The following is a 19,971-nucleotide window of genomic DNA, read 5'->3' as shown; positions in this document are numbered from 1 at the left end:
AAAAAGACTGAGCTTACCTAAATCAAAGCTTAACTCTATTATAAACTAACTAAAACTCAAACTTCACCAGCAAAGCCTTATGATCGGTAGGCCATATACCTTTTGGCAATAAAAACTCATCTTTGCTATCTTGCTCTTGTTTTTTACCAAATTTCACCGTTTCTTCAGGACCAACAATTTTGACCGCAGCGACATGAAGTGGTTTATTCGTTCTGTAATAAACATAATCAATCCGGTCACGCTCATCTGCCAAAGGTGCCCAAGTAAGCTTTTCAATGGCTACATCTTTATTAAATGATGGGAATGTAAATCCTGGATGTGTAACAGGATTTGGATACTTTTCTCTAAAACTATCTACGAATCCTGCTTTTGTCAATAATACAGAACAATCCCAAGGAACTACAGCACCTCTATGATCGAACAAATCTTTTGTTGCGTGAATCCAGTCTAGGTGTGAGGGTTCGTTAAAATCTCCCGCAATGATAATAGTAGCATCTTTCGATTCTTTGTCGGCGTCTATAATGATATCAAGAATTGCATCATCACGCTTTCCCTTACGATTGGCTTCTAGGATACTTATAGCATCTACAATGGGGGCATCCAATTTTTTCCAGGTAACACCGTCATAGCCTCTTGGTAGATAGCAGGCATAATTGGTATAATCTAGGTGAACCGAATAAAATGTAAAATTTCTTCCAGCAACTTGAATCTTACTTTTCAACACGCCGCCCATATCACTTGCCTCGTCATACAAAGGTTGCTGCTCTTTTATTGGAAACTTAGAAATAAATGCCACGTCTAATGTTGGTGCACTTGCAGTACCATAGTACTCCACCCCCTTTATTTTTAATTCGTCCAAAATACGTTGTACAAAATCGGTTTCCTGATAGTTCCTAACCTCACTGAATAAGACAACATCTGCTTTCTTATCAATGATTTCATCGGCTATAGCCGGAAAACCATTTGGAACGGACGTACCCTCCTGCCAGATATTAATCTGCAAGACGTTCAATTGATTTTTAGTTTGGGAAAGGACCACCTTACCAACAACAAGAATCATTATTGTAAATAGAAACTTCTTCATATATATATAATACCACTAATTATTTTAGATTGACAACATAAGTTCTCAATTTTAATTAAAGTGAAGATAATTATTTCTGATATAAAACCAACGTATTCTACTTTTACAGTAATTATATGCAACCGTAACAAAATAAAAAAAACGGCAACCTCTTTCGAGATTGCCGTCTAGATTATAAACTATAAACTGATATTATCTTGTTCCACCAGCCCACCATACATTTTCAGTAAAGACATATTGCCCATTACCGTATGCAGCTTGAACATAAGGGTTTGTTGTCGTATCATCGCTACCATATGGCAAACGCAATGGGAACTTACCTGGGTTTTTCAACTCGATCAATTCTTCTCCATTTGCTTTCCAACGACGGATATCGTTGTACATCTCTGTAGACTCACCTGATGCTCCAAAGAAACCTAAGTATTTTTGATTAGCAATTTCTTTTAAAGGATTAGCTACAAATAATGGTTTTACGTTGTCCTCAAAATAATTTGAAATATCCGCATCATTTAAATCTGCTGAAGTTTCAATAATATTTCCACTGTTAAGAACAGTAGCTGCTGAAAAAGCTGCATTTACAGCGATCTCTGAATTTTTAATTGCAGCTGTTATCGCATTCTTTAATACAGGTTCAATAGCGCTAGTACCTTGACCTAAACGTTGCATTGCTTCTGCCTTCAAAAACTGCAATTCATGATAACTCAACAATTGCGTTGGAGCAGTCTGCGCGTAAACAAATGTAGATGTCAAATATTTATTCTGAACTTGCTCATTTTGACCATTCACAGCTAATGAATCATAGGCCGCTTTATTGGTCGCGAGATCCGAAACTTGAATCCAATTAGTTACACGATTAATTGTTTTTGGTGGCGTCATAAAATTACGAGTCAAACGTGGATCTTTACGATCGATCATTTTGTCTACGATACTTCTACTAGCAGCCAATCCATCTCTAGACCATTGAAAGTCAAATAATGGATTTAAGTTAGCCGTACTATATTCTGTAAATTTTGCTTCCTCATTTGCATTGGCAAATGATTTGTCCACATGATTAATTACCGTATTCAACACATCTTGATTACCAACAGTAGTTTTCAACAAACGCATCGCATAACGTGCTTTTAGGCCATGTGCAAATTTCAACCAACTATTTGCATTTCCTCTGAATAATAAATCTTGCCCTCCTGCTGATCCAGTTCCATGCGTATCTCCTTTCGGTAGATTTTCAATTGCTGCATCTAAGTAGGCATTGACCTGTTTGTACAAATCTTCTTGTTTATCCAATTTTGGATTACGAACTTCTAAAGGATTGAATCCTTCAGAATAAGGTACATCACCAAACAAATCGGTCAACAATGCTAAGTTATACGCTGCCATAACCTGACCCATACCTAAAGTGGCATAGTTCCCCTCTTGGCTTCCACCAACTGAACATTTTTCAATGACTAAACGAGCATCGCGCAATGTGGTATACACATTTCCCCAAGTATTATTGAAAGTGGAAGCTACAGCTACCGAGTTACCTCTTTGTTCCGCATTCCACAATTGATTATGCGTACCTATTTCGTGCTCCACATAACTTGATAAATACGTATTGAAATCACCACCAACATTTGAAAATGCAGTACGTGTAATGACGTCTGTTAAAATAAATTTTGCTTGAACGTCTTTTGGTTTATCAACATTCTCGTTGATATTGTCCATCGCATCCTCTGAACAAGAAGTAAAAACCACTGGAGCAGCTAATACTCCCATAGCTAATAATCCTACTATATTTAATTTAAATTTCATTGTCCTAATTTTTAGAATTTAATGTTTACACCTAGACCATAACTTGAGGTTCCTGGAAGAGAGAAACGTTCAAATGCACCTGACATATTGGTGTTTCCTTGAGATACTTCAGGATCATATCCTTTCAGTTCAGACCAAAGAATGATATTACGTGCAAATGCATTGACATCTACTTTGATTTTTGAATTTTGATATACTGGGTAACCTACTGCAATTTCACGCAATTTCACGAATGAGGTACCACGAATCGATGATTCGGAAATATCATTCATTGCAGTGAAATATTTGAAGGCATCTGTATTCGTTTGCTTACCATTTGCATCAAATTCAGGATGTGCATCGATCATAATATCATTCACTTCACCGTTAGCTTTCACCGCTGGCAATTCGAATAAAAATCCATCCCCATTACGGTAATCTGCAGACTGTTGCGTGACACCATAATAACCCAATACTCCTGCTGTTCCATGGAACATCTGTCCACCTTGTTTCCAATCAATCACTGCTGATAAACGGAATTTTTTGTATTCAAAGTTTGTATTGAAACCTAAATTGAAATCAGGAGATACATTACCAATTACTTTTTCTTCACCAGCTTGTGGTAAGCCGTTTTCATCTACAACAATCTGATCTGCCTCGTTTCTTAAGTAAGAAACTCCATAAATAACCGGGAATTTATAACCAATACCTGCACGTACCTGTGGTTCTACGAAGCCACCCATGAAGATACTGTTTACTCCTTCTTTCAACTCATCTACGTAGTTGTCTATTTTAGTGAAGTTAAAAGCAAAATCCCATTTGAAATCACCAGAACGGTAAGGAGCAACTGCTAAAGTTAACTCATGAACATTCGTATGGATTTTTCCACCATTGGTTACTAAACTTGAATAACCAGTAGAAGCTGCCAATGGCACATCAAAAATCTGATCTTTTACATTCTGACGTGAGAACGTATAGTTCATATTGATCAATCCGTTCAAGAAAGTCAAATCTGTACCCACCTCAATTGCTTGCGTATTTTGAGGTCTCAAGTTTGGATCATAAACTTTAGAATACGGAGTATAAGATGTTATTCCATCACTATTGATTGGGTACAAAATAGGAGTACCTGATGAGAAACCACCACCATATACGGGCTTGTCATAATAACTTTCATAGTAATCACCTGCTTGTCCTACTTCGGCAAATGAAGCCCTGATCTTACCCATGGTTAGGATAGAATTCTTAAGGCTTTCTAGTTCTGTGAAAACAAAACCAGCCGATACTGATGGATAGAAGAACGAACGATTGTTACGTGGCATCGAAGAAACGATATCGTTACGACCTGTTGCGTTAAAGAACAACATGTTCTTGTACGCTAACGCTAAACTACCAAAAGTACCGAATGTACGCGTACGGCGTAAGTTCTGCTCTGTAGTAACTGTTGAGGCATTATTGATATTATCCCATCCTGGAAAGTTGAAGTTCATACCAAAGGCATAATCTCTTCTACGTACACGATTAACTATTTCATTACCAACCATCGCATCGAAAACTAAATCATCGTTAATTTTCCAGTTGTATGCTGCAGTACCCAATGAGTTCCACTCCGTTACCGAGATATGGTAGTTCTCCACTTCTCCTTTTCCATTGGAATGTCCATAACCAAAAAGATCGGTATAATTGGATGTATAAGAATCAACACCTGCTTGGTATTTCAATGTCAATTTTTGATTTTCTCCTAAATCAGTCGCATATTGACCAAATCCATTACCAAAAAAACGTTGCGTATCTTCAGAGAATTTATTGTTCTCAGTAGCCCAATATGCCCCATCGAACCCTCCTGTACTACGGTATGTATTTTGTTGTGCAGGATTATTTAAATAGTGAGAAGGGATTCCCTTTAAGTCGTAAGACGAAGGAGCTCCAAATAATGTAGCCATGATACCATTATTGGCACCTGTTTGTTTTGTGATTCTTGAATTGACATAATTACCAGAGAATCCTGTTGTCCATTTATCCGATAATTTAGCTTCACCAGCTAATTTTGCCGTATAACGATCCATACCTGTAGATGGCACTATACCATCGGCATTAGTCGCTCCTAAGGACATCGCATAACTTCCTTTGTCAAACCCTTGCACAATATTGAAAGAGTTGTTAAAAGTACGTCCGATATCGAAGAATTCTTTCGCATTATTGTATGCTTGTGGCGTAGCCCATGGATCTAATCCTGCATTTGCACGTTGCGGCACATAATACATTCCTTCATGCTTACCATATTTCTTTGTATAGTCATTATCAACATTTCCACCATACACTGGATCTAAATGCAATTGATCGATACGTTGTCCCCATGCCGTTGAAGCCATTGGCGAATATTTGCCACCTGCCCCTTGTGCATACGTATTTTGAAAATCTGGAAGAACAGATACTTTATCAAAAGAAACATTAGAATTATAAGAAATCTGAGGTTTCCCTTGCTTTCCTTTTCCACTTTTAGTCGTAATCAAGATAACACCATTGGATGCACGCATACCATATAATGCAGATGCTGCTTGTCCTTTCAAGATATTGATGCTCTCGATATCGTTTGGATCGATATCCAAACCTCTAGAAGCATAATCGGATCCTGTTACGCCATTTCCTGTAGAAACATCATTTCCAGAAGAAATAGGCATACCATCCACTACATATAGTGGTGAGTTGTTACCCGTGAATGAGCGCGCTCCACGAATCGTAATGTTAGCAGATGCACCCGGCATACCTGATGAAGGTGTTACCTGTACTCCTGATACTTTACCTTGTAATGCTGTTGCTAAGTTACTGTTAGCAGCTTCTGTCAATTTGCTACCTTTTACTTCTTGCGTTGCATAACTTAATGATCTCTTTTGACGAGATTGACCCATTGCCGTAACCACAACTTCTTCAATCGTATTGGTATTATCTTCTAATGAAATATTGAATACAGAAGTATTGTTGTTAACAAGGATTGTTTTTTCGCCAAAACCAATGGAGCGAAATAAAACTACCTTACCTGCAGGTACATTCAATGAATAGTTACCGTTTGCATCAGTTTGAGTAGCTTGATTAGTACCTTGTACAACAACAGTAACGCCTGGTACTGCTTGACCAGTTGTTGATGTTACACGGCCACTAATCTTTTTCTCTTGAGCGAATGCTACTGATGATAATATCATCCCCCCTAAAAGAAAACTAAGTAATGTTTGTTTCATGCTATTTAGTTTGTTAATTAATATTTGTTAATAAAATCGGATGTGTAAACAGGAATGTTTAAACTTTAATTGTTAAAACAACCTTAATGACACAACACAAAAATCTACCTCCTATTCAGGTATCCTTTGTTTGGTAACAGATAGAGCGAATGACAGACCGGAAAGAGGACTTTATTATAGTTCCTTTTAAGTGATCTTACGAGAATCTGTAAATTTTCTTTTCAAAAATCTACGATGTATAATGGATAGTAAATTTAACACATGAAGTACATGTGAAAAACGGATAGCAAATATATAGAGTTGTTGTTGTTATTGCAAGTATTTTAATGAAAAAGTTTAAAACAGCAAAGAAACGCAACTGACCACCTTATCTTTTATCAAATAAGCAAAAACATCTAAACATAAACTAAATTTTCATAATAACCGTTATAACAGAATTATATACGGCAATCAATAGATTTAACAAAATTTTAACATAAAAAAAGGCTTGCAATTTTATTACAAGCCCTTCCATTTATATAAAAAAAATTAATCGATATATTCAAAACCCGTATATGGAACCAATACTTTTGGTATTTTAATTCCCTTTTCAGACTGATTATTTTCTAATAATGAAGCAACTATACGTGGTAACGCTAATGCTGATCCATTTAAAGTATGCGCCAATTGCATTTTACCGTCTTCATTTTTAAATCTCACTTTCAATCGATTAGATTGGTAAGTTTCAAAGTTTGAAACTGAAGAAACCTCTAACCAACGTTTTTGGGCAGCACTATATACTTCCAAATCGTAAGTCAAAGCTGACGTGAAACTCATATCGCCACCGCATAAGCGCAATACACGATAAGGTAATTCTAATTTCTGCAATAATCCTTGTACATAAGCACTCATCTCTTCTAACACCTCATAAGATTTATCTGGATGAACGATTTGTACCGTTTCTACTTTATCAAACTGATGCAAGCGATTCAATCCGCGGACATGCGCCCCATATGAACCTGCTTCACGGCGGAAACATGGTGTATAAGCACAGTGTCTGATTGGGAATTGCTCTTCCTTAACAATCACATCACGGTACATATTCGTAACTGGAACCTCTGCCGTTGGAATTAAATATAGGTCATCATGTGTCACATGATACATCTGTCCTTCTTTGTCTGGTAACTGTCCAGTAGCAAAAGCCGAAGCTTCATTTACCATAATGGGTACCTGCACTTCTTCATATCCTACTTTTGCAGCCTCATCTAAAAAGAAGTTGATTAATGCACGTTGCAAACGCGCACCTTTTCCTTTATATACTGGAAAACCTGCTCCTGTTACCTTAACACCTAATTCTAAATCGACAATATCGTATTTAGTCAATAGATCCCAATGGCTTACGGCATCTTCTGACAATACAGGCACAGCACCGTGCTCTAACACCACCTCATTGTCGTCTGCAGCAACACCAAGTGGGACAGTCTCATGTGGAAGGTTAGGGAGTTGAACGATCTTAGCATTCAATTCCTGCTCGATCGTATTCAACAGTTCAATAAGTTGTTTGATTTGTTCCTTATATCCTGAGGATTGGGATTTCACGGCTTCAGCTTCTTCTTTTTTACCTTGACGCATCAATTCTCCGATTTTTTTTGCGGATGAATTTGCTTCAGCTGAAAGGGCATCTGATTCGGTCTGAATCTTGCGACGTTGTTCATCCAATGCGATGATTTCATCAACTAATCCAGTTTCCTTAAAATTTTTGACACCTAATCTCTCGATTACCTTATCCCTGTTTTCACGGATATAATTCAATTGCAACATAATTGTGTGTATTTTTAAAGAAACAAACTTAGATAAATTTGTTTTATTTACAATTTTAATTCTGTCATTTAATTAAAACAAAGTTATTCCTTCGGGTCCTTTCTATTGGCACTCACGATTGTTATTACAATTATCGATATCTCTTCCTTCATCAAGAAATAGTATGATGAGGAAATATAAATCATTTCCCTCATCATGCTTCTTTATTTAAGAATACTTGTAAATTGCTTATGTAAAATCTAACACCGCGAAAAAGTATGCATTATACACCGAATGACAATCGATATCAAGAAATGGAATACCGCCGCTCAGGTTATTCTGGAATAAAACTACCCGCAATTTCCTTGGGATTATGGCAGAATTTCGGCCATAATAATGATTTTGAAAACAGTCGACAACTAATCCAAACAGCCTTTGATGCTGGTATCACACATTTTGATTTGGCCAATAACTATGGTCCGCCTCCAGGCTCTGCAGAGGAGAACTTCGGGAAAATAGTACAACGTGACTTCAAAAATTATCGTGATGAAATGATTATTTCGTCTAAAGCTGGATATACCATGTGGAGTGGCCCTTATGGAGATTGGGGATCAAAAAAATATCTGGTTTCCAGTTTAGATCAAAGTCTAAAAAGAATGCAGCTTGATTACGTTGATATTTTCTATCACCATAGACCTGATCCTGAAACACCACTAGAAGAAACGATGGCCACCTTAAGTCTTCTTGTGCAACAAGGAAAAGCACTCTATGTAGGTATATCGAACTATAAAACCTCTGAAGCGAAGCAAGCAATAGATCTATTGAGAGATATGGGCACTCCCTGCTTGATTCACCAGCCCAAATATTCCATGTTCGAACGCTGGGTTGAAGAAAGTTTATTGGATCTTCTGGACGAAGAAGCCGTGGGATGTATTCCTTTCTCACCATTGGCACAAGGTCTATTGACAGATAAATACCTTCACGGTATTCCCAAAGATTCCCGTGCAGCTTCTGACAGCATATCTTTACATGAAAGTGATATCACACCGGAAAAAATTGAAAAAATAAAAGCCCTACATGAAATTGCTTCCCAAAGGAATCAAAAACTAGCGCAAATGGCGGTGTCTTGGTTATTGAATAAACCGCAGGTGACTTCAGTTTTGATTGGAGCAAGTAAGGTAAGTCAAATTCAAGATGCAATAGAAGCCGTGAAACACCAACAATTCTCAGAACAAGAATTAAGACAGATTGACCTGATTTTAGCGACATAATAGGAAAGAGAAGGAAAATAGCAAGTCAAAGCCTTGATTGCAATTATTAAAAAAAACTTACCTTTGTAAATGCTTTATTTAGTTCCTACGCCAATTGGCAATTTAGAAGACATGACTTTTCGCGCTATACGTGTGTTAAAAGAAGCAGATGTTATTCTTGCTGAGGATACACGCACAAGTGCGCCCCTTTTAAAACATTTTGGAATCGAGAAAAAAGTGTTCGCGCATCATCAGCACAATGAACATAAAGCGATTTCCGAGATCATTAGATTTCTAAAGGAGGGCCAAAATATTGCTTTGATTTCCGATGCAGGTACACCAGCTATTTCTGACCCCGGTTTTTTATTGGTCCGAGAGGCCATCAAAGAAGGTCTTGAGGTACAATGTCTACCTGGAGCCACGGCTTTTGTTCCCGCTTTGGTTAATTCAGGGCTGCCAAACGATCGTTTTTGCTTCGAAGGTTTTCTTCCCGTTAAAAAAGGTCGCCAGACACGCATGAAGTTCCTAGCTGAAGAAAAAAGAACCATGATTTTTTATGAGTCACCGCATCGTATCCTAAAAACAATAGATGAATTTATTCAAGTCTTTGGTGCAGAGCGACAAGCTTCTATTTCCAGAGAATTGAGCAAGTTATATGAAGAAAATGTGCGCGGAACATTGACTGATTTAAAATTACATTTTGAAAACAATCCTATTAAAGGAGAATTTGTATTTTGTGTGGGAGGTTTAGAATAGGTTTGGCCTTCGTTTATTTAAAATAAATTTAACATGAACTTTGAACTATTTGCCATCGATGGCCAAGATATAAAAATCGTAGAAAGGTTACTCGTCAAATTACAAGATATGATGACTGATGGGGAACGTATCGATTATATTGCAGTACAAAAAAAACCCGCTGTAACCATCCTACCGGATAGTATTACCATCAGTAATAAGCGCATCTTCTTGTGCGAATTCACAAAGTTGGGTCTTGCTACAGATTTCGAAATATTCAGTTGGAAAGATATTAAGGATATTGCTTTTAAAGAGGAAATATTTGGGTCGAAAGTAACCGTAATCCCCTTTACTGGTGAAAATTTAAGTATCGACTACATTCCTAAAGTTCAAGCTCGAAAACTGTATCAATTGATTAAAGGTGCATTGGAGAATTCCAAGTTAAATGAAATCGCTCCCCCTCCTAGTCAAGTAGCACCAACATTTGAGATCCAGAGACCTATAGAGGTGGAAATCACTAATACTTATATAGAACCTGTTGTAGAAGATGTTAAAGAAATCGCACAACCACCTATTGCGGAAATAATTATTCCAAAAATAGAGGAAGAAGATGATGAAATGACACTCAAATTAAGGAAATTGAAAAACTTATTTGACAAACAACTGATTACGCAAGCTGAATACGAAAACAAGAAAAACGAAATCTTATCTCAAATCTAATCGTGAGAAATCAATATTTACTGGCACTTTTAAGTGCCTTTTTATTATGGTTAGGATGGCCTCCTGTGCCCTATAGTAGTCCTATTTTATTAATCGCATTTCTTCCTTTATTAATCGCCATTGAAAATATCATTCGAAGCGATTCTTTTACAAAAAAGGGAAAGAAGGTATTTCTGACTGCTGGACTTACGGCAGTGATCTGGAACACCGCATCTATCTATTGGGTCTACAACTCCATCTCGGCAGTAATGCCTTGGTATATCGCAATTTTCATTTCACTCATACCCTTCTTATTGGGAGCATTGTTAATGGCAATTGCATTTCGCCTATACTACCAGATGCGTAAAAAAGTATCTATTGGGTTTTCTTTATTCGGATTATTGGCATTTTGGATATCATACGAGTTTTTACATCAATCTTGGGATTTAGCATTTCCTTGGATGACGCTAGGCAATGGTTTTGCTAATTTTCATCAATTGATCCAATGGTACGAATTTACGGGTGTTTATGGTGGAAGTATCTGGATATGGTTGAGTAACATATTGGTTTTCTTACTTTATTTAAACAAGAAGAAAATGAATGTATTGATTAGACCGCGTTTGGTGAAGGTCATGCTTGTTCTACTATTGGCAGTCCCAACAATTTATTCTATTGTACGTTACAGCACTTATGAAGAACATATCAATCCTTCTCAAATCGTTACGGTACAACCTAATATTGATCCTTTTGGAAAGTTCGGCTATATCAACCCTGAGGAGCAGCTGCAAACTTTAATGCAATTGTCACGTTCTGTTGCGAAATCGAATACCGAGTTTTTTATCTGGCCAGAAACGGCCTTATCACAAAGAGGTGATTTTGATGAAGAAGATTTTAGAAATTCAAATACGTATCATACCGTTATCGATTTTTTAAATGACTATAAAAATGGAAATGTGCTTTCTGGTATTGAAAGCTATCGACTGTATAACGATAAACGAACGCTTACGGCAAGAGAAATTGCACCAAATGTTTATAAAGACAATTTCAATGCTGCAACACTAATTGACGTATCGTCCAAATTACAGTTTTATCATAAATCAAAATTAGTCCCTGGAGTAGAACAAATGCCGTTTGGTACGGCTATCAACTTCCTTAAACCCTTATTTAGTGCTTTTGGGGGTACTACAGGTGGTTATGGTAAACAGGATAAACCCTCTGTATTCTATTCACAAAGTGGTATAGGAGCAGCACCGGTCATTTGTTATGAATCGATTTGGGGAAGCTATGTAGCACAATATGTGGCGCAAGGCGCTCAATTTATTGCGATCATAACCAATGATGGTTGGTGGGGGAATACTTCTGGAAAAGACCAACATTTGGATTATGCCAAATTAAGGGCTATCGAAAATCGTAGATGGGTAGCGCGCTCGGCTAATACAGGTATCTCCGGCTTTATCAACCAACGTGGTGATATCGTTCAAAAATCGACATGGTGGGAACCAGCAGCGTTAACCCAAGAGATTAATCTCAACGAAGAAATAACACTGTATACTAGAACTGGAGATCTATTGGCATACGCGTGTCTTTTATTCGCCTTACTTGCTATCGTTACTTTTTTCAGAAAAAATCAAAAAAGAGTCAATTCTGTTAAATAATCATGAACAGTACTGTAAGTAAACTTAGTTTTATTTAAATTTGTCCATTATGCAAGTATATTTTGATAATGCTGCAACTACAGCGCTAGATCCAGAGGTCATCCGTGTCATGATAGACACGATGGAAAATAATTTTGGAAACCCTTCTTCTATTCATTCACACGGACGACAAGTAAAAACAATTGTTGAAAAAGCCCGTAAGACAATTGCACATATCTTACATACTTCTCCTTCTGAAATATTTTTCACATCTGGCGGTACGGAGGCTGATAATATGGCAATCGTACGTTCAATTGTAGATTTTGGTATCACACATGCGATCACTACGCCCATTGAACATCATGCGGTACTTCATACGATGGAGGAAATGCAAAAATCAGGAAAAGTTCATCTCGACCTCTTACAGGTAGATGGAGATGGTAACATTGACATGATTCAATTGGAAGATTTATTATCAAAAAATCCAAGAACTTTTGTTTCTATCATGCACGGGAACAACGAGTTGGGAAACTTGAATGATATTGAAAAAATAGCTGAAATATGTCAAAAATACAATGCTATATTTCATTCGGACACCGTGCAAACAATGGGACATTATCCACATGATCTGAGTAAATTAAAAATCGATTTCATTACTGGAGCCGCGCACAAATTTCATGGACCTAAGGGTGTAGGATTTCTTTATATCAATGCCAACACAAAAATAAAACCAATGATTTACGGTGGTGCCCAAGAGCGAAATATGCGCGGTGGCACCGAGAACGTATATGGTATCGCAGGATTAGCGAAAGCACTTGAGCTGAGCTATGAACACATGGAAGAGCATGCAGCTTACATACAAGGCTTAAAATCATATATGATGGAACAGCTACAGGCCGCAATACCAGATATCAAGTTCAACGGAGTCACAACTGCTAATAAAGCACTTTATACCGTATTGAATGTATCATTTCCTTGTACCGACATGGCAGATATGTTATTGTTCAATTTGGACATTGCTGGCATCTCTTGTTCAGGAGGAAGTGCCTGTAGCTCTGGAACAGATATTGGTTCGCACGTGCTTGGAGCTATAAGAGCGGATGGCAATAGACCGTCTGTTCGATTTTCATTCTCCCGCGACAATACAAAAGAAGAAATTGACTTTGTTGTCAACCATTTAAAAGATTTATGCAAATAACATCATAAAAAAGGACCTTCAAATTGAAGGTCCTTTTTTTATCTTGATTGCTGCACAATCATTAATCTTTTATTTTCTCTAATTTATAATTTTCCGCCAATTCCCCAACAATATCATCTCCTGATAAATCCAATTGCCAAAGCTTTGCTTTTTCACCTAGTTTGAATTTATAATCTACTCCTTCTAGCGTAACGATATCGTTTTCAAACTTCCACTTTCCATCTTTCACAAAAACTTCATCGCTCTTATTCAAATATTTAGAGGTATAGCGGTATGAAAAATTTTGATTCAATTTTAATACAGTCTCTATCCCATCACAATCCGCACAAGGCATAATACCGATATATGCTCCACTAAGTTCTTGTAAACTATATTGTTTATCCACACTATCTTTCACTGCTTCCGCACCCTTACGTTGATTATCGCACGCAATAAACAAAAATTGGATACAACACAGTAAAATTAATAGCCTTTTCATCTTCTTTAAAATCCTCTCTAACAATATTCAAAAAAGTATAGGCAAATTGGATACCAAAAATCAATATCAATATGTTAAAGAAATGTTAATATTCATCTTCATCCTCACCATCGAGTAAATTCAATGCCCCACGTAATTCTCCTAAGGCATGCATATTGCGTTTCTTTTGTGTTATAACGATTCCTTTTTGATAAATATCACGAGCTTCTTCCACACGCGTCATCTTTTCATAAAGCTTCCCCAAATGATAATAGGTTCCAACATAATCACTATGGTTGGTCACTAAATCCAGATACCCCTTAAGTGCTTCCTCTTGGTTGCCTAATTTTAAATATTCGGTAGCCATGGCATATTTCAAAAAGGGATCTTGAGGTGAATCTTTCAAAAATTCCTGTAGTTGTTCTAAACGGTCTGACATCATTTATTTTCTAATTTTATAGAAACAAAGCTACAAATAAATGAACAGGCTCAAAAACCAATATAAAAAACCCATTTACTATGCTAGCATATAAAAATGACAGAATATTGACGAAACATGACATCTTGATTATTTTCACAATCTTTAGACAAAAATTACACATTTCATAAAAAAAACACCGAATACTCGAAGTTTAAATATAAAATTAGTAATATTTAAACCTAATTTTATTAAAAATAAAATTACAAATCCAAATTGCAGAATGATGAAACTCTCTTAAATTATCTTTACATTTAACCTAATTATAATAAGTTTTAATAAAACGGTAATAGATTATGAAAATATTAGTGTGTATAAGTAATGTCCCTGATACGACATCCAAAATTACATTCACGAATGACAACACCGCTTTTAATAATGCTGGTGTGCAATACATTGTGAATCCATATGATGAAATTGCTTTATCAAAAGCAATAGATCTAGCTGAAGGAGGCAAAGGTACTGTCACTGTTATTTCGGTTGGAGATGTAACCACTGATGCCACCATTCGCAAGGCCTTAGCAACAGGTGCTGATAATGCAATTCGCGTGAATGCCACACCTAGAGATGCTTGGTTTGTAGCCAACCAAATTGCAAACTATGCTAAAGAAAACAACTTTGACCTCATATTGACAGGAAGGGAGTCTATCGATTATAATGGCACACAAGTAGGTGCATTCGTAGCTTCAATTCTAAATATTCCTTCAGTTTCAATCAGTAAAAAATTAACTATTGAAGGCAATACTGCCACTGTTGAGCGTGAGATCGAGGGAGGAAAAGAGGTACTAACCTTAAATCTACCTGCTGTTATTGGAACTGCTGAGGGTGTTGCCGAAACAAAAATCCCTAATATGCGAGGTATCATGACTGCAAGAACAAAACCTCTGGATATTATTGAACCTATTGAGGTCGCGCAATTATCACATATTGTCAAATTTGAAACGCCAGACCCACGTGGTGTGGTTACCTTGGTCGATGCGGAAGATGTGGAAAAATTAGTTTCGCTTTTGCACGAAAAAGCAAAAGTTATTTAACCAACACTAAAAGAAAAAGAATATGTCAATATTAGTATATGTAGAAAACACAGATGGTCAGTTTAAGAAATCAGCTTTTGAGGCTGTTTCTTATGCTAAAGCTATTGCTGATCAATCCGGAAATCACGTTATCGCATTATCAATTGGAAATGTAGCAGAAGGTCAGTTAAATCTGTTGGGTAAATATGGTGCTACAAAAGTTCTAAACGTCAATACAGAGCAATTAAAATCTTTTGTTAACCAAGCTTATACTGCCATCATCGTCGACGCAGCAAAGTCAATTGAAGCTTCGCTAATTGTCTTATCAAATTCCTTTTCAGGGAAGGGGCTTGCACCACGTGTCGCAGCTAAATTAAATGCGGCTTTAGCCGATGGTGCAATTGAATTACCAACTGGAAGTGGTGACAACTTGCAAGTCAAAACAGGAGCCTTTTCAGGTAAGGCATTTGCATTTGTTGCTTTAACATCGCCCATCAAAGTCATATCGCTCAATCCCAATTCTTTTGAAATCAAAGAGTCGGATATTGCAGCGACGATTGAAAATTATGATCCGAGCATCGATGCTGCAGATTTCAGTACGATTGTCAAGGAAATCGTGAGAGCAACGGATAAAATTTCATTACCAGAAGCAGAAATCGTTGTTTCGGCAGGTCGAGGCTTAAAAGGTCCTGAAAACTGGGCTATGATAGAAGAGTTGGCTAATGTGCTAGGAGCTGCTACCGCTTGTTCAAAACCTGTATCTGATGCTGGCTGGAGACCTCACTCTGAACACGTAGGTCAAACAGGAATCGTCGTGAGCCCTAATTTGTACATTGCCATTGGTATCTCTGGTGCTATTCAACACCTAGCGGGAGTAAGTTCTTCAAAAACTATTGTTGTTATCAATAAAGACCCTGAGGCACCATTTTTTAAAGTAGCTGATTATGGTATTGTAGGGGATGCGTTTGAAGTGGTTCCCAAATTAATTACAGCTTTAAAAACTTATAAAGGATTATAAAATTCTTAATCTAAAAACTCCATTCGCAATAAATTTGTGAATGGAGTTTTTTTTCGCTCCAAATTATTCGCATATTTGTAAACCGTAAAGGTATCATAATGAAGAAAATCAAGTTAGACATCGTTGGTTTATCCTATAGTCAGACACAATCTGGAGCATATGCATTAGTTCTAGGTGAATCTGGTGGCAATCGTCGACTCCCTATCATCATCGGAAGTCATGAAGCACAAGCTATAGCGATTAGAATTGAAAAAATGGTTCCCAGTCGTCCTCTAACCCATGATTTATTTCAAAACTTCGCTAAAGCATTTCAAATTAACCTTCAGGAAGTTCTTATATACAATCTTATTGAAGGTATTTTCTACTCCAAAATCATTTGTTCAGATGGACAAAAAACAGTAGAAATTGATGCGCGGACTTCAGATGCAGTTGCTTTGGCTGTACGCTTTGGTTCCCCCATTTATGCCTATGACTTTATATTATCGTCTGCTGGAATCGTTATAGAAGGCAACGAATTTGCTTTTCTTGAGAATCTAGAGCATGCCGTAAATGCAGATGTTATAACGGATGATATAAAGTCACCAATACAGAATCCATTCTCTAGTCTTTCAGACGATCAATTGAAAACTGTACTCGAGCAGTCACTCCACGATGAGAACTATGAGCAAGCGGCCTTAATTCGAGATGAGATATCTCGAAGAAAATAACGATTGCATAATCGAAACAAAACAAACTCAACTATATATTACTTATGTCTATTAAATTAAGGCTAACCATTATGAGCTTTCTCCAGTTTTTTGTGTGGGGAGCTTGGTTAATTACAATAGCCAATTACTGGTTTGGAACGAAACATTGGGACGGAACACAGTTTGGAGCTATCTTTGCAACAATGGGCTTTGCCTCTTTGTTCATGCCTACTTTAATGGGGATTATTGCTGACCGCTGGGTAAATGCAGAGAAATTATACTTAATACTCCATCTCTTATATGCAGCTGTTCTGTTCTATCTACCTCAAATAAATGACCCCGTTACATTTTTTTATGCGATGCTCCTGGCCATGTGCTTTTACATGCCAACATTAGCTTTATCCAATTCCATAGCTTATACGGTTCTCATACAAGGGAAATATGATTTAGTCAAAGCTTTTCCACCTATACGTGTATGGGGAACTGTTGGATTTATTGCCGCGATGTGGATTGTCAATTTAACGGGAAGCAAAGCTTCGGGCATGCAGTTCTACATAGCAGGTGTTTCAGCAGTGGGATTAGGTCTATTTTCATTTTCCATCCCAAAATGCCCCCCTCGCAATATTAAAAATGAAAATTCTTCCCTATTGCATACCTTAGGATTAGAGGCGTTCAAATTGTTTGGGAACTATAAAATGGCATTGTTCTTTGTCTTTTCCATGTTTTTAGGTGCCGCTCTTCAATTAACAAATGCCTATGGAGATGTATTCTTAGATGAGTTCAAATTTTTCCCTAAGTACACCGATTCGTTCGTTGTTAAATATTCGACAATTATCATGTCGATTTCACAAATATCAGAAACCCTCTTTATTCTTGCTATTCCATTTTTCTTAAAAAGATTTGGCATTAAAAAAGTAATGCTGATTTCGATGTTTGCATGGGTACTACGTTTCGGACTTTTTGCCTACGGTGACCCATCATCGGGTTTGTGGATGATCGTCCTTTCCTGTATCGTTTACGGTATGGCATTTGACTTTTTCAATATATCAGGTTCGTTATTTGTAGAAACATCTACTAGCTCTCAGATTAGAAGTTCCGCTCAAGGCCTATTTATGATGATGACCAATGGTTTTGGAGCCGTATTTGGTAGTTTAGTATCTGGTTTGATCATAGATAAGTATTACTCCATTTCGTTTAACAATATGACAGATCTTGCGTCTTTTTTAAATACCGATATGCATAATAACACCTTGCTTTCTTTTGTAAAAGAACGAGGGGTATCAATTGGTGAAAATGGGTTATTCAACGCCGATTTAATTCTAAAAGACTGGCATCATATCTGGTTAGCATTTTCGATTTACACCCTAGTATTAGCGATTCTATTTGCAGTACTTTTTAAACATAAACACGAAAAAACCTTACCTTTGGAGGGTGAATAATTAATATAAAAAAAGCCATTCCACAAATGGCTTTTTTTATATTTGTACATGCAATTACCGTCTACCGACTTATTAGAGAAAATCAATAAGCAGTCCCAATCAAAAATATATGATTGGTCATACCAAAAGTTTCTTCAAGCAGGTTTTAATAGCGAATGGTCACATACGATAAATTCTCTATTCTTATTACTAATCGTTATTATTATCTTATTAACGATTGACTTTATTACGCGTAAAGTAGTCCTTACACTGGTAACTCGATTTATCACAAGGTCAAAAAATGTAATTGATGATCATTTGATCAAAAACAAGACCTTAAAATACATCAGTCATTTTATTCCCCTCTTCATTGCTCAACAGATTAGCCCCATTATCTTTTTAGGTTTTCCAAACTGGTTAAAAGCAATCAACAAAGGCATTGAAGTATTGCTCGTTTTAATCATTATGGCCATTATCCATTCTGCTTTGAAAATCATACGCGATATTTTAAAATCCCGGAAAAGCTTTGCTGACAAACCATTAGAAAGTTACTTACAAGTTGCTCAAATTGTCTTAATCTGCATCGGTGGAACAATCATCTTTTCTATATTAACCGGAATTTCACCCAAGACTTTTTTAGTTTCTTTGGGAGCAGCCTCAGCCGTATTAATTTTAGTTTTTAAAGATACAATCCTAGGGTTTGTTGCAAGTATATCGGTATCTGCTAATGATTCGATACGTGTAGGAGATTGGATCGAAATGCCAAAACATAATGCAGATGGATCTGTCATCGAAATAAACTTGAATAATGTAAAGGTTCAAAATTTCGACAAAACCATCACGACGATACCCACGCACACGTTACTTATCGATTCTTTTAAAAATTATAGAGGTATGCAAACCTCTGGTGGACGGAGAATAAAACGTGCGATAAATATTAAAATCTCCACGATCCGTTTTATGACGGAGGAAGAAATAATGGATTTAGAAAAAATAAAACTTCTAAAACCTTTTATAGAGCAGCGAAGATTAGAAATTAACGAATACAACATCAAGAGTCAAGCCGACCAGACAATGCCTGTAAATGGTCGTAAAATGACTAATATCGGATTGTTTAGAGCTTATATTACTGCTTACATAAGGCAGAACCCAAATATGCATAAAGAAATGATCAGTATGGTCCGGCAAATGGATCCTACAGAGCATGGTGTACCTTTAGAAATTTACGTTTTCACAAATGATACTCGATTTGAGATCTACGAAGGGATACGTTCGGATTTATTTGACCACTTATTTGCCGCGATTACCTTCTTCAAGCTAGAAGTCTTCGAAAGCCCCGCTTCCGATGATCTGCGAAATTTACGTATCAAAATCGATCAAGAAAAATAAGGTAAAAAAAAGAAAAGGTAATCTTCTCCAAGATTACCTTTCTTCTTAAAAAACAAACTAAATTTTGGACATGTTTCCCAACAGATCCCACATTAACCCTTACTATATGAATCAAAAATTACTCTGA

16 protein-coding genes are annotated in these 19,971 nt (G+C 36.8%); 10 read left to right on the top strand and 6 right to left on the bottom strand.

Going from position 1 to position 19,971, the window contains the following annotated elements; all coding sequences use genetic code 11:
* Window positions 1-49: 49 nt before the first annotated feature.
* From KO02_RS04650 to serS, 4 genes are all read right to left on the bottom strand, one after another.
* The gene (locus tag KO02_RS04650) at window positions 50-1,084 is read right to left on the bottom strand and encodes an endonuclease/exonuclease/phosphatase family protein (protein WP_038696257.1); all 1,035 of its coding nucleotides are present in this window, start codon (window positions 1,082-1,084) and stop codon (window positions 50-52) included.
* Between the two features lie 192 nt (window positions 1,085-1,276).
* The gene (locus KO02_RS04645) at window positions 1,277-2,875 is read right to left on the bottom strand and encodes a SusD/RagB family nutrient-binding outer membrane lipoprotein (RefSeq protein WP_038696255.1); all 1,599 of its coding nucleotides are present in this window, start codon (window positions 2,873-2,875) and stop codon (window positions 1,277-1,279) included.
* A gap of 11 nt (window positions 2,876-2,886) precedes the next feature.
* Window positions 2,887-6,090: a SusC/RagA family TonB-linked outer membrane protein gene (locus KO02_RS04640; RefSeq protein ID WP_038696253.1), complete on the bottom strand. Its 3,204-nt coding sequence runs from the start codon at window positions 6,088-6,090 to the stop codon at window positions 2,887-2,889.
* A gap of 528 nt (window positions 6,091-6,618) precedes the next feature.
* Window positions 6,619-7,890 carry a serine--tRNA ligase gene (serS, locus tag KO02_RS04635; RefSeq protein ID WP_038696251.1) on the bottom strand — a complete coding sequence of 424 codons (1,272 nt, stop codon included), beginning with the start codon at window positions 7,888-7,890 and terminating at the stop codon, window positions 6,619-6,621.
* 257 nt (window positions 7,891-8,147) lie between these two features.
* On the opposite strand from serS, the gene mgrA reads away from it, so the two are divergent.
* The 5 genes from mgrA to KO02_RS04610 all read left to right on the top strand — a co-directional run bounded on the left by mgrA (window position 8,148) and on the right by KO02_RS04610 (window position 13,385).
* Window positions 8,148-9,140: an L-glyceraldehyde 3-phosphate reductase gene (gene mgrA, locus KO02_RS04630; RefSeq protein WP_038696249.1), complete on the top strand. Its 993-nt coding sequence runs from the start codon at window positions 8,148-8,150 to the stop codon at window positions 9,138-9,140.
* A gap of 69 nt (window positions 9,141-9,209) precedes the next feature.
* Complete coding sequence (gene rsmI / locus KO02_RS04625) at window positions 9,210-9,875, top strand: 16S rRNA (cytidine(1402)-2'-O)-methyltransferase (RefSeq protein ID WP_038696247.1); 666 nt, start codon at window positions 9,210-9,212, stop codon at window positions 9,873-9,875.
* Window positions 9,876-9,908: 33 nt separating this feature from the next.
* Window positions 9,909-10,574, top strand: coding sequence for a PH domain-containing protein (locus tag KO02_RS04620; protein ID WP_038696245.1), 666 nt, complete (start codon window positions 9,909-9,911; stop codon window positions 10,572-10,574).
* Between the two features lie 2 nt (window positions 10,575-10,576).
* Entirely contained in the window at window positions 10,577-12,208 is a 1,632-nt protein-coding gene (gene lnt / locus KO02_RS04615; protein WP_038696243.1) for an apolipoprotein N-acyltransferase, read from the top strand.
* Window positions 12,209-12,257: 49 nt separating this feature from the next.
* Window positions 12,258-13,385, top strand: coding sequence for a cysteine desulfurase family protein (locus KO02_RS04610; protein WP_038696241.1), 1,128 nt, complete (start codon window positions 12,258-12,260; stop codon window positions 13,383-13,385).
* A 61-nt stretch (window positions 13,386-13,446) separates the two neighbouring features.
* On the opposite strand, the gene KO02_RS04605 is transcribed toward KO02_RS04610, so the two are convergent.
* Together KO02_RS04605 and KO02_RS04600 are read right to left on the bottom strand one after the other, a co-directional pair.
* Window positions 13,447-13,863, bottom strand: coding sequence for a copper resistance protein NlpE (locus tag KO02_RS04605; RefSeq protein WP_038696239.1), 417 nt, complete (start codon window positions 13,861-13,863; stop codon window positions 13,447-13,449).
* Between the two features lie 85 nt (window positions 13,864-13,948).
* Entirely contained in the window at window positions 13,949-14,284 is a 336-nt protein-coding gene (locus KO02_RS04600; RefSeq protein WP_200878600.1) for a tetratricopeptide repeat protein, read from the bottom strand.
* A gap of 332 nt (window positions 14,285-14,616) precedes the next feature.
* Here KO02_RS04600 and KO02_RS04595 point away from each other — a divergent pair, with 332 nt between their 5' ends.
* From KO02_RS04595 to KO02_RS04575, 5 genes are all read left to right on the top strand, one after another.
* Window positions 14,617-15,354 (top strand): electron transfer flavoprotein subunit beta/FixA family protein, encoded by a 738-nt coding sequence (locus tag KO02_RS04595; RefSeq protein WP_038696235.1) that lies wholly within the window; start codon window positions 14,617-14,619, stop codon window positions 15,352-15,354.
* A 22-nt stretch (window positions 15,355-15,376) separates the two neighbouring features.
* On the top strand, window positions 15,377-16,351 hold the full coding sequence (locus KO02_RS04590; protein ID WP_038696232.1) for an electron transfer flavoprotein subunit alpha/FixB family protein: 975 nt from the start codon (window positions 15,377-15,379) through the stop codon (window positions 16,349-16,351).
* Window positions 16,352-16,449: 98 nt separating this feature from the next.
* Window positions 16,450-17,058, top strand: coding sequence for a bifunctional nuclease family protein (locus KO02_RS04585; protein WP_038696230.1), 609 nt, complete (start codon window positions 16,450-16,452; stop codon window positions 17,056-17,058).
* A gap of 44 nt (window positions 17,059-17,102) precedes the next feature.
* Complete coding sequence (locus KO02_RS04580; RefSeq protein ID WP_038696226.1) at window positions 17,103-18,476, top strand: nucleoside permease; 1,374 nt, start codon at window positions 17,103-17,105, stop codon at window positions 18,474-18,476.
* A gap of 48 nt (window positions 18,477-18,524) precedes the next feature.
* Window positions 18,525-19,844 carry a mechanosensitive ion channel family protein gene (locus tag KO02_RS04575; RefSeq protein ID WP_038696224.1) on the top strand — a complete coding sequence of 440 codons (1,320 nt, stop codon included), beginning with the start codon at window positions 18,525-18,527 and terminating at the stop codon, window positions 19,842-19,844.
* Window positions 19,845-19,971: the final 127 nt, after the last annotated feature.

This window comes from Sphingobacterium sp. ML3W (assembly GCF_000747525.1).
GTDB lineage: Bacteria > Bacteroidota > Bacteroidia > Sphingobacteriales > Sphingobacteriaceae > Sphingobacterium.
Note: the sequence above shows the minus strand (reverse complement) of the source record. Positions and strands in the feature narration are given on the sequence as shown.

Coding starts and splice junctions, on each gene's coding strand:
- KO02_RS04650 (WP_038696257.1), bottom strand. CDS start 1,084: ATGAAGAAGTTTCTATTTACAATAATGATTCTTGTTGTTGGTAAGGTG.
- KO02_RS04645 (WP_038696255.1), bottom strand. CDS start 2,875: ATGAAATTTAAATTAAATATAGTAGGATTATTAGCTATGGGAGTATTA.
- KO02_RS04640 (WP_038696253.1), bottom strand. CDS start 6,090: ATGAAACAAACATTACTTAGTTTTCTTTTAGGGGGGATGATATTATCA.
- serS (WP_038696251.1), bottom strand. CDS start 7,890: ATGTTGCAATTGAATTATATCCGTGAAAACAGGGATAAGGTAATCGAG.
- mgrA (WP_038696249.1), top strand. CDS start 8,148: ATGCATTATACACCGAATGACAATCGATATCAAGAAATGGAATACCGC.
- rsmI (WP_038696247.1), top strand. CDS start 9,210: ATGCTTTATTTAGTTCCTACGCCAATTGGCAATTTAGAAGACATGACT.
- KO02_RS04620 (WP_038696245.1), top strand. CDS start 9,909: ATGAACTTTGAACTATTTGCCATCGATGGCCAAGATATAAAAATCGTA.
- KO02_RS04610 (WP_038696241.1), top strand. CDS start 12,258: ATGCAAGTATATTTTGATAATGCTGCAACTACAGCGCTAGATCCAGAG.
- KO02_RS04605 (WP_038696239.1), bottom strand. CDS start 13,863: ATGAAAAGGCTATTAATTTTACTGTGTTGTATCCAATTTTTGTTTATT.
- KO02_RS04600 (WP_200878600.1), bottom strand. CDS start 14,284: ATGATGTCAGACCGTTTAGAACAACTACAGGAATTTTTGAAAGATTCA.
- KO02_RS04595 (WP_038696235.1), top strand. CDS start 14,617: ATGAAAATATTAGTGTGTATAAGTAATGTCCCTGATACGACATCCAAA.
- KO02_RS04590 (WP_038696232.1), top strand. CDS start 15,377: ATGTCAATATTAGTATATGTAGAAAACACAGATGGTCAGTTTAAGAAA.
- KO02_RS04585 (WP_038696230.1), top strand. CDS start 16,450: ATGAAGAAAATCAAGTTAGACATCGTTGGTTTATCCTATAGTCAGACA.
- KO02_RS04580 (WP_038696226.1), top strand. CDS start 17,103: ATGTCTATTAAATTAAGGCTAACCATTATGAGCTTTCTCCAGTTTTTT.
- KO02_RS04575 (WP_038696224.1), top strand. CDS start 18,525: ATGCAATTACCGTCTACCGACTTATTAGAGAAAATCAATAAGCAGTCC.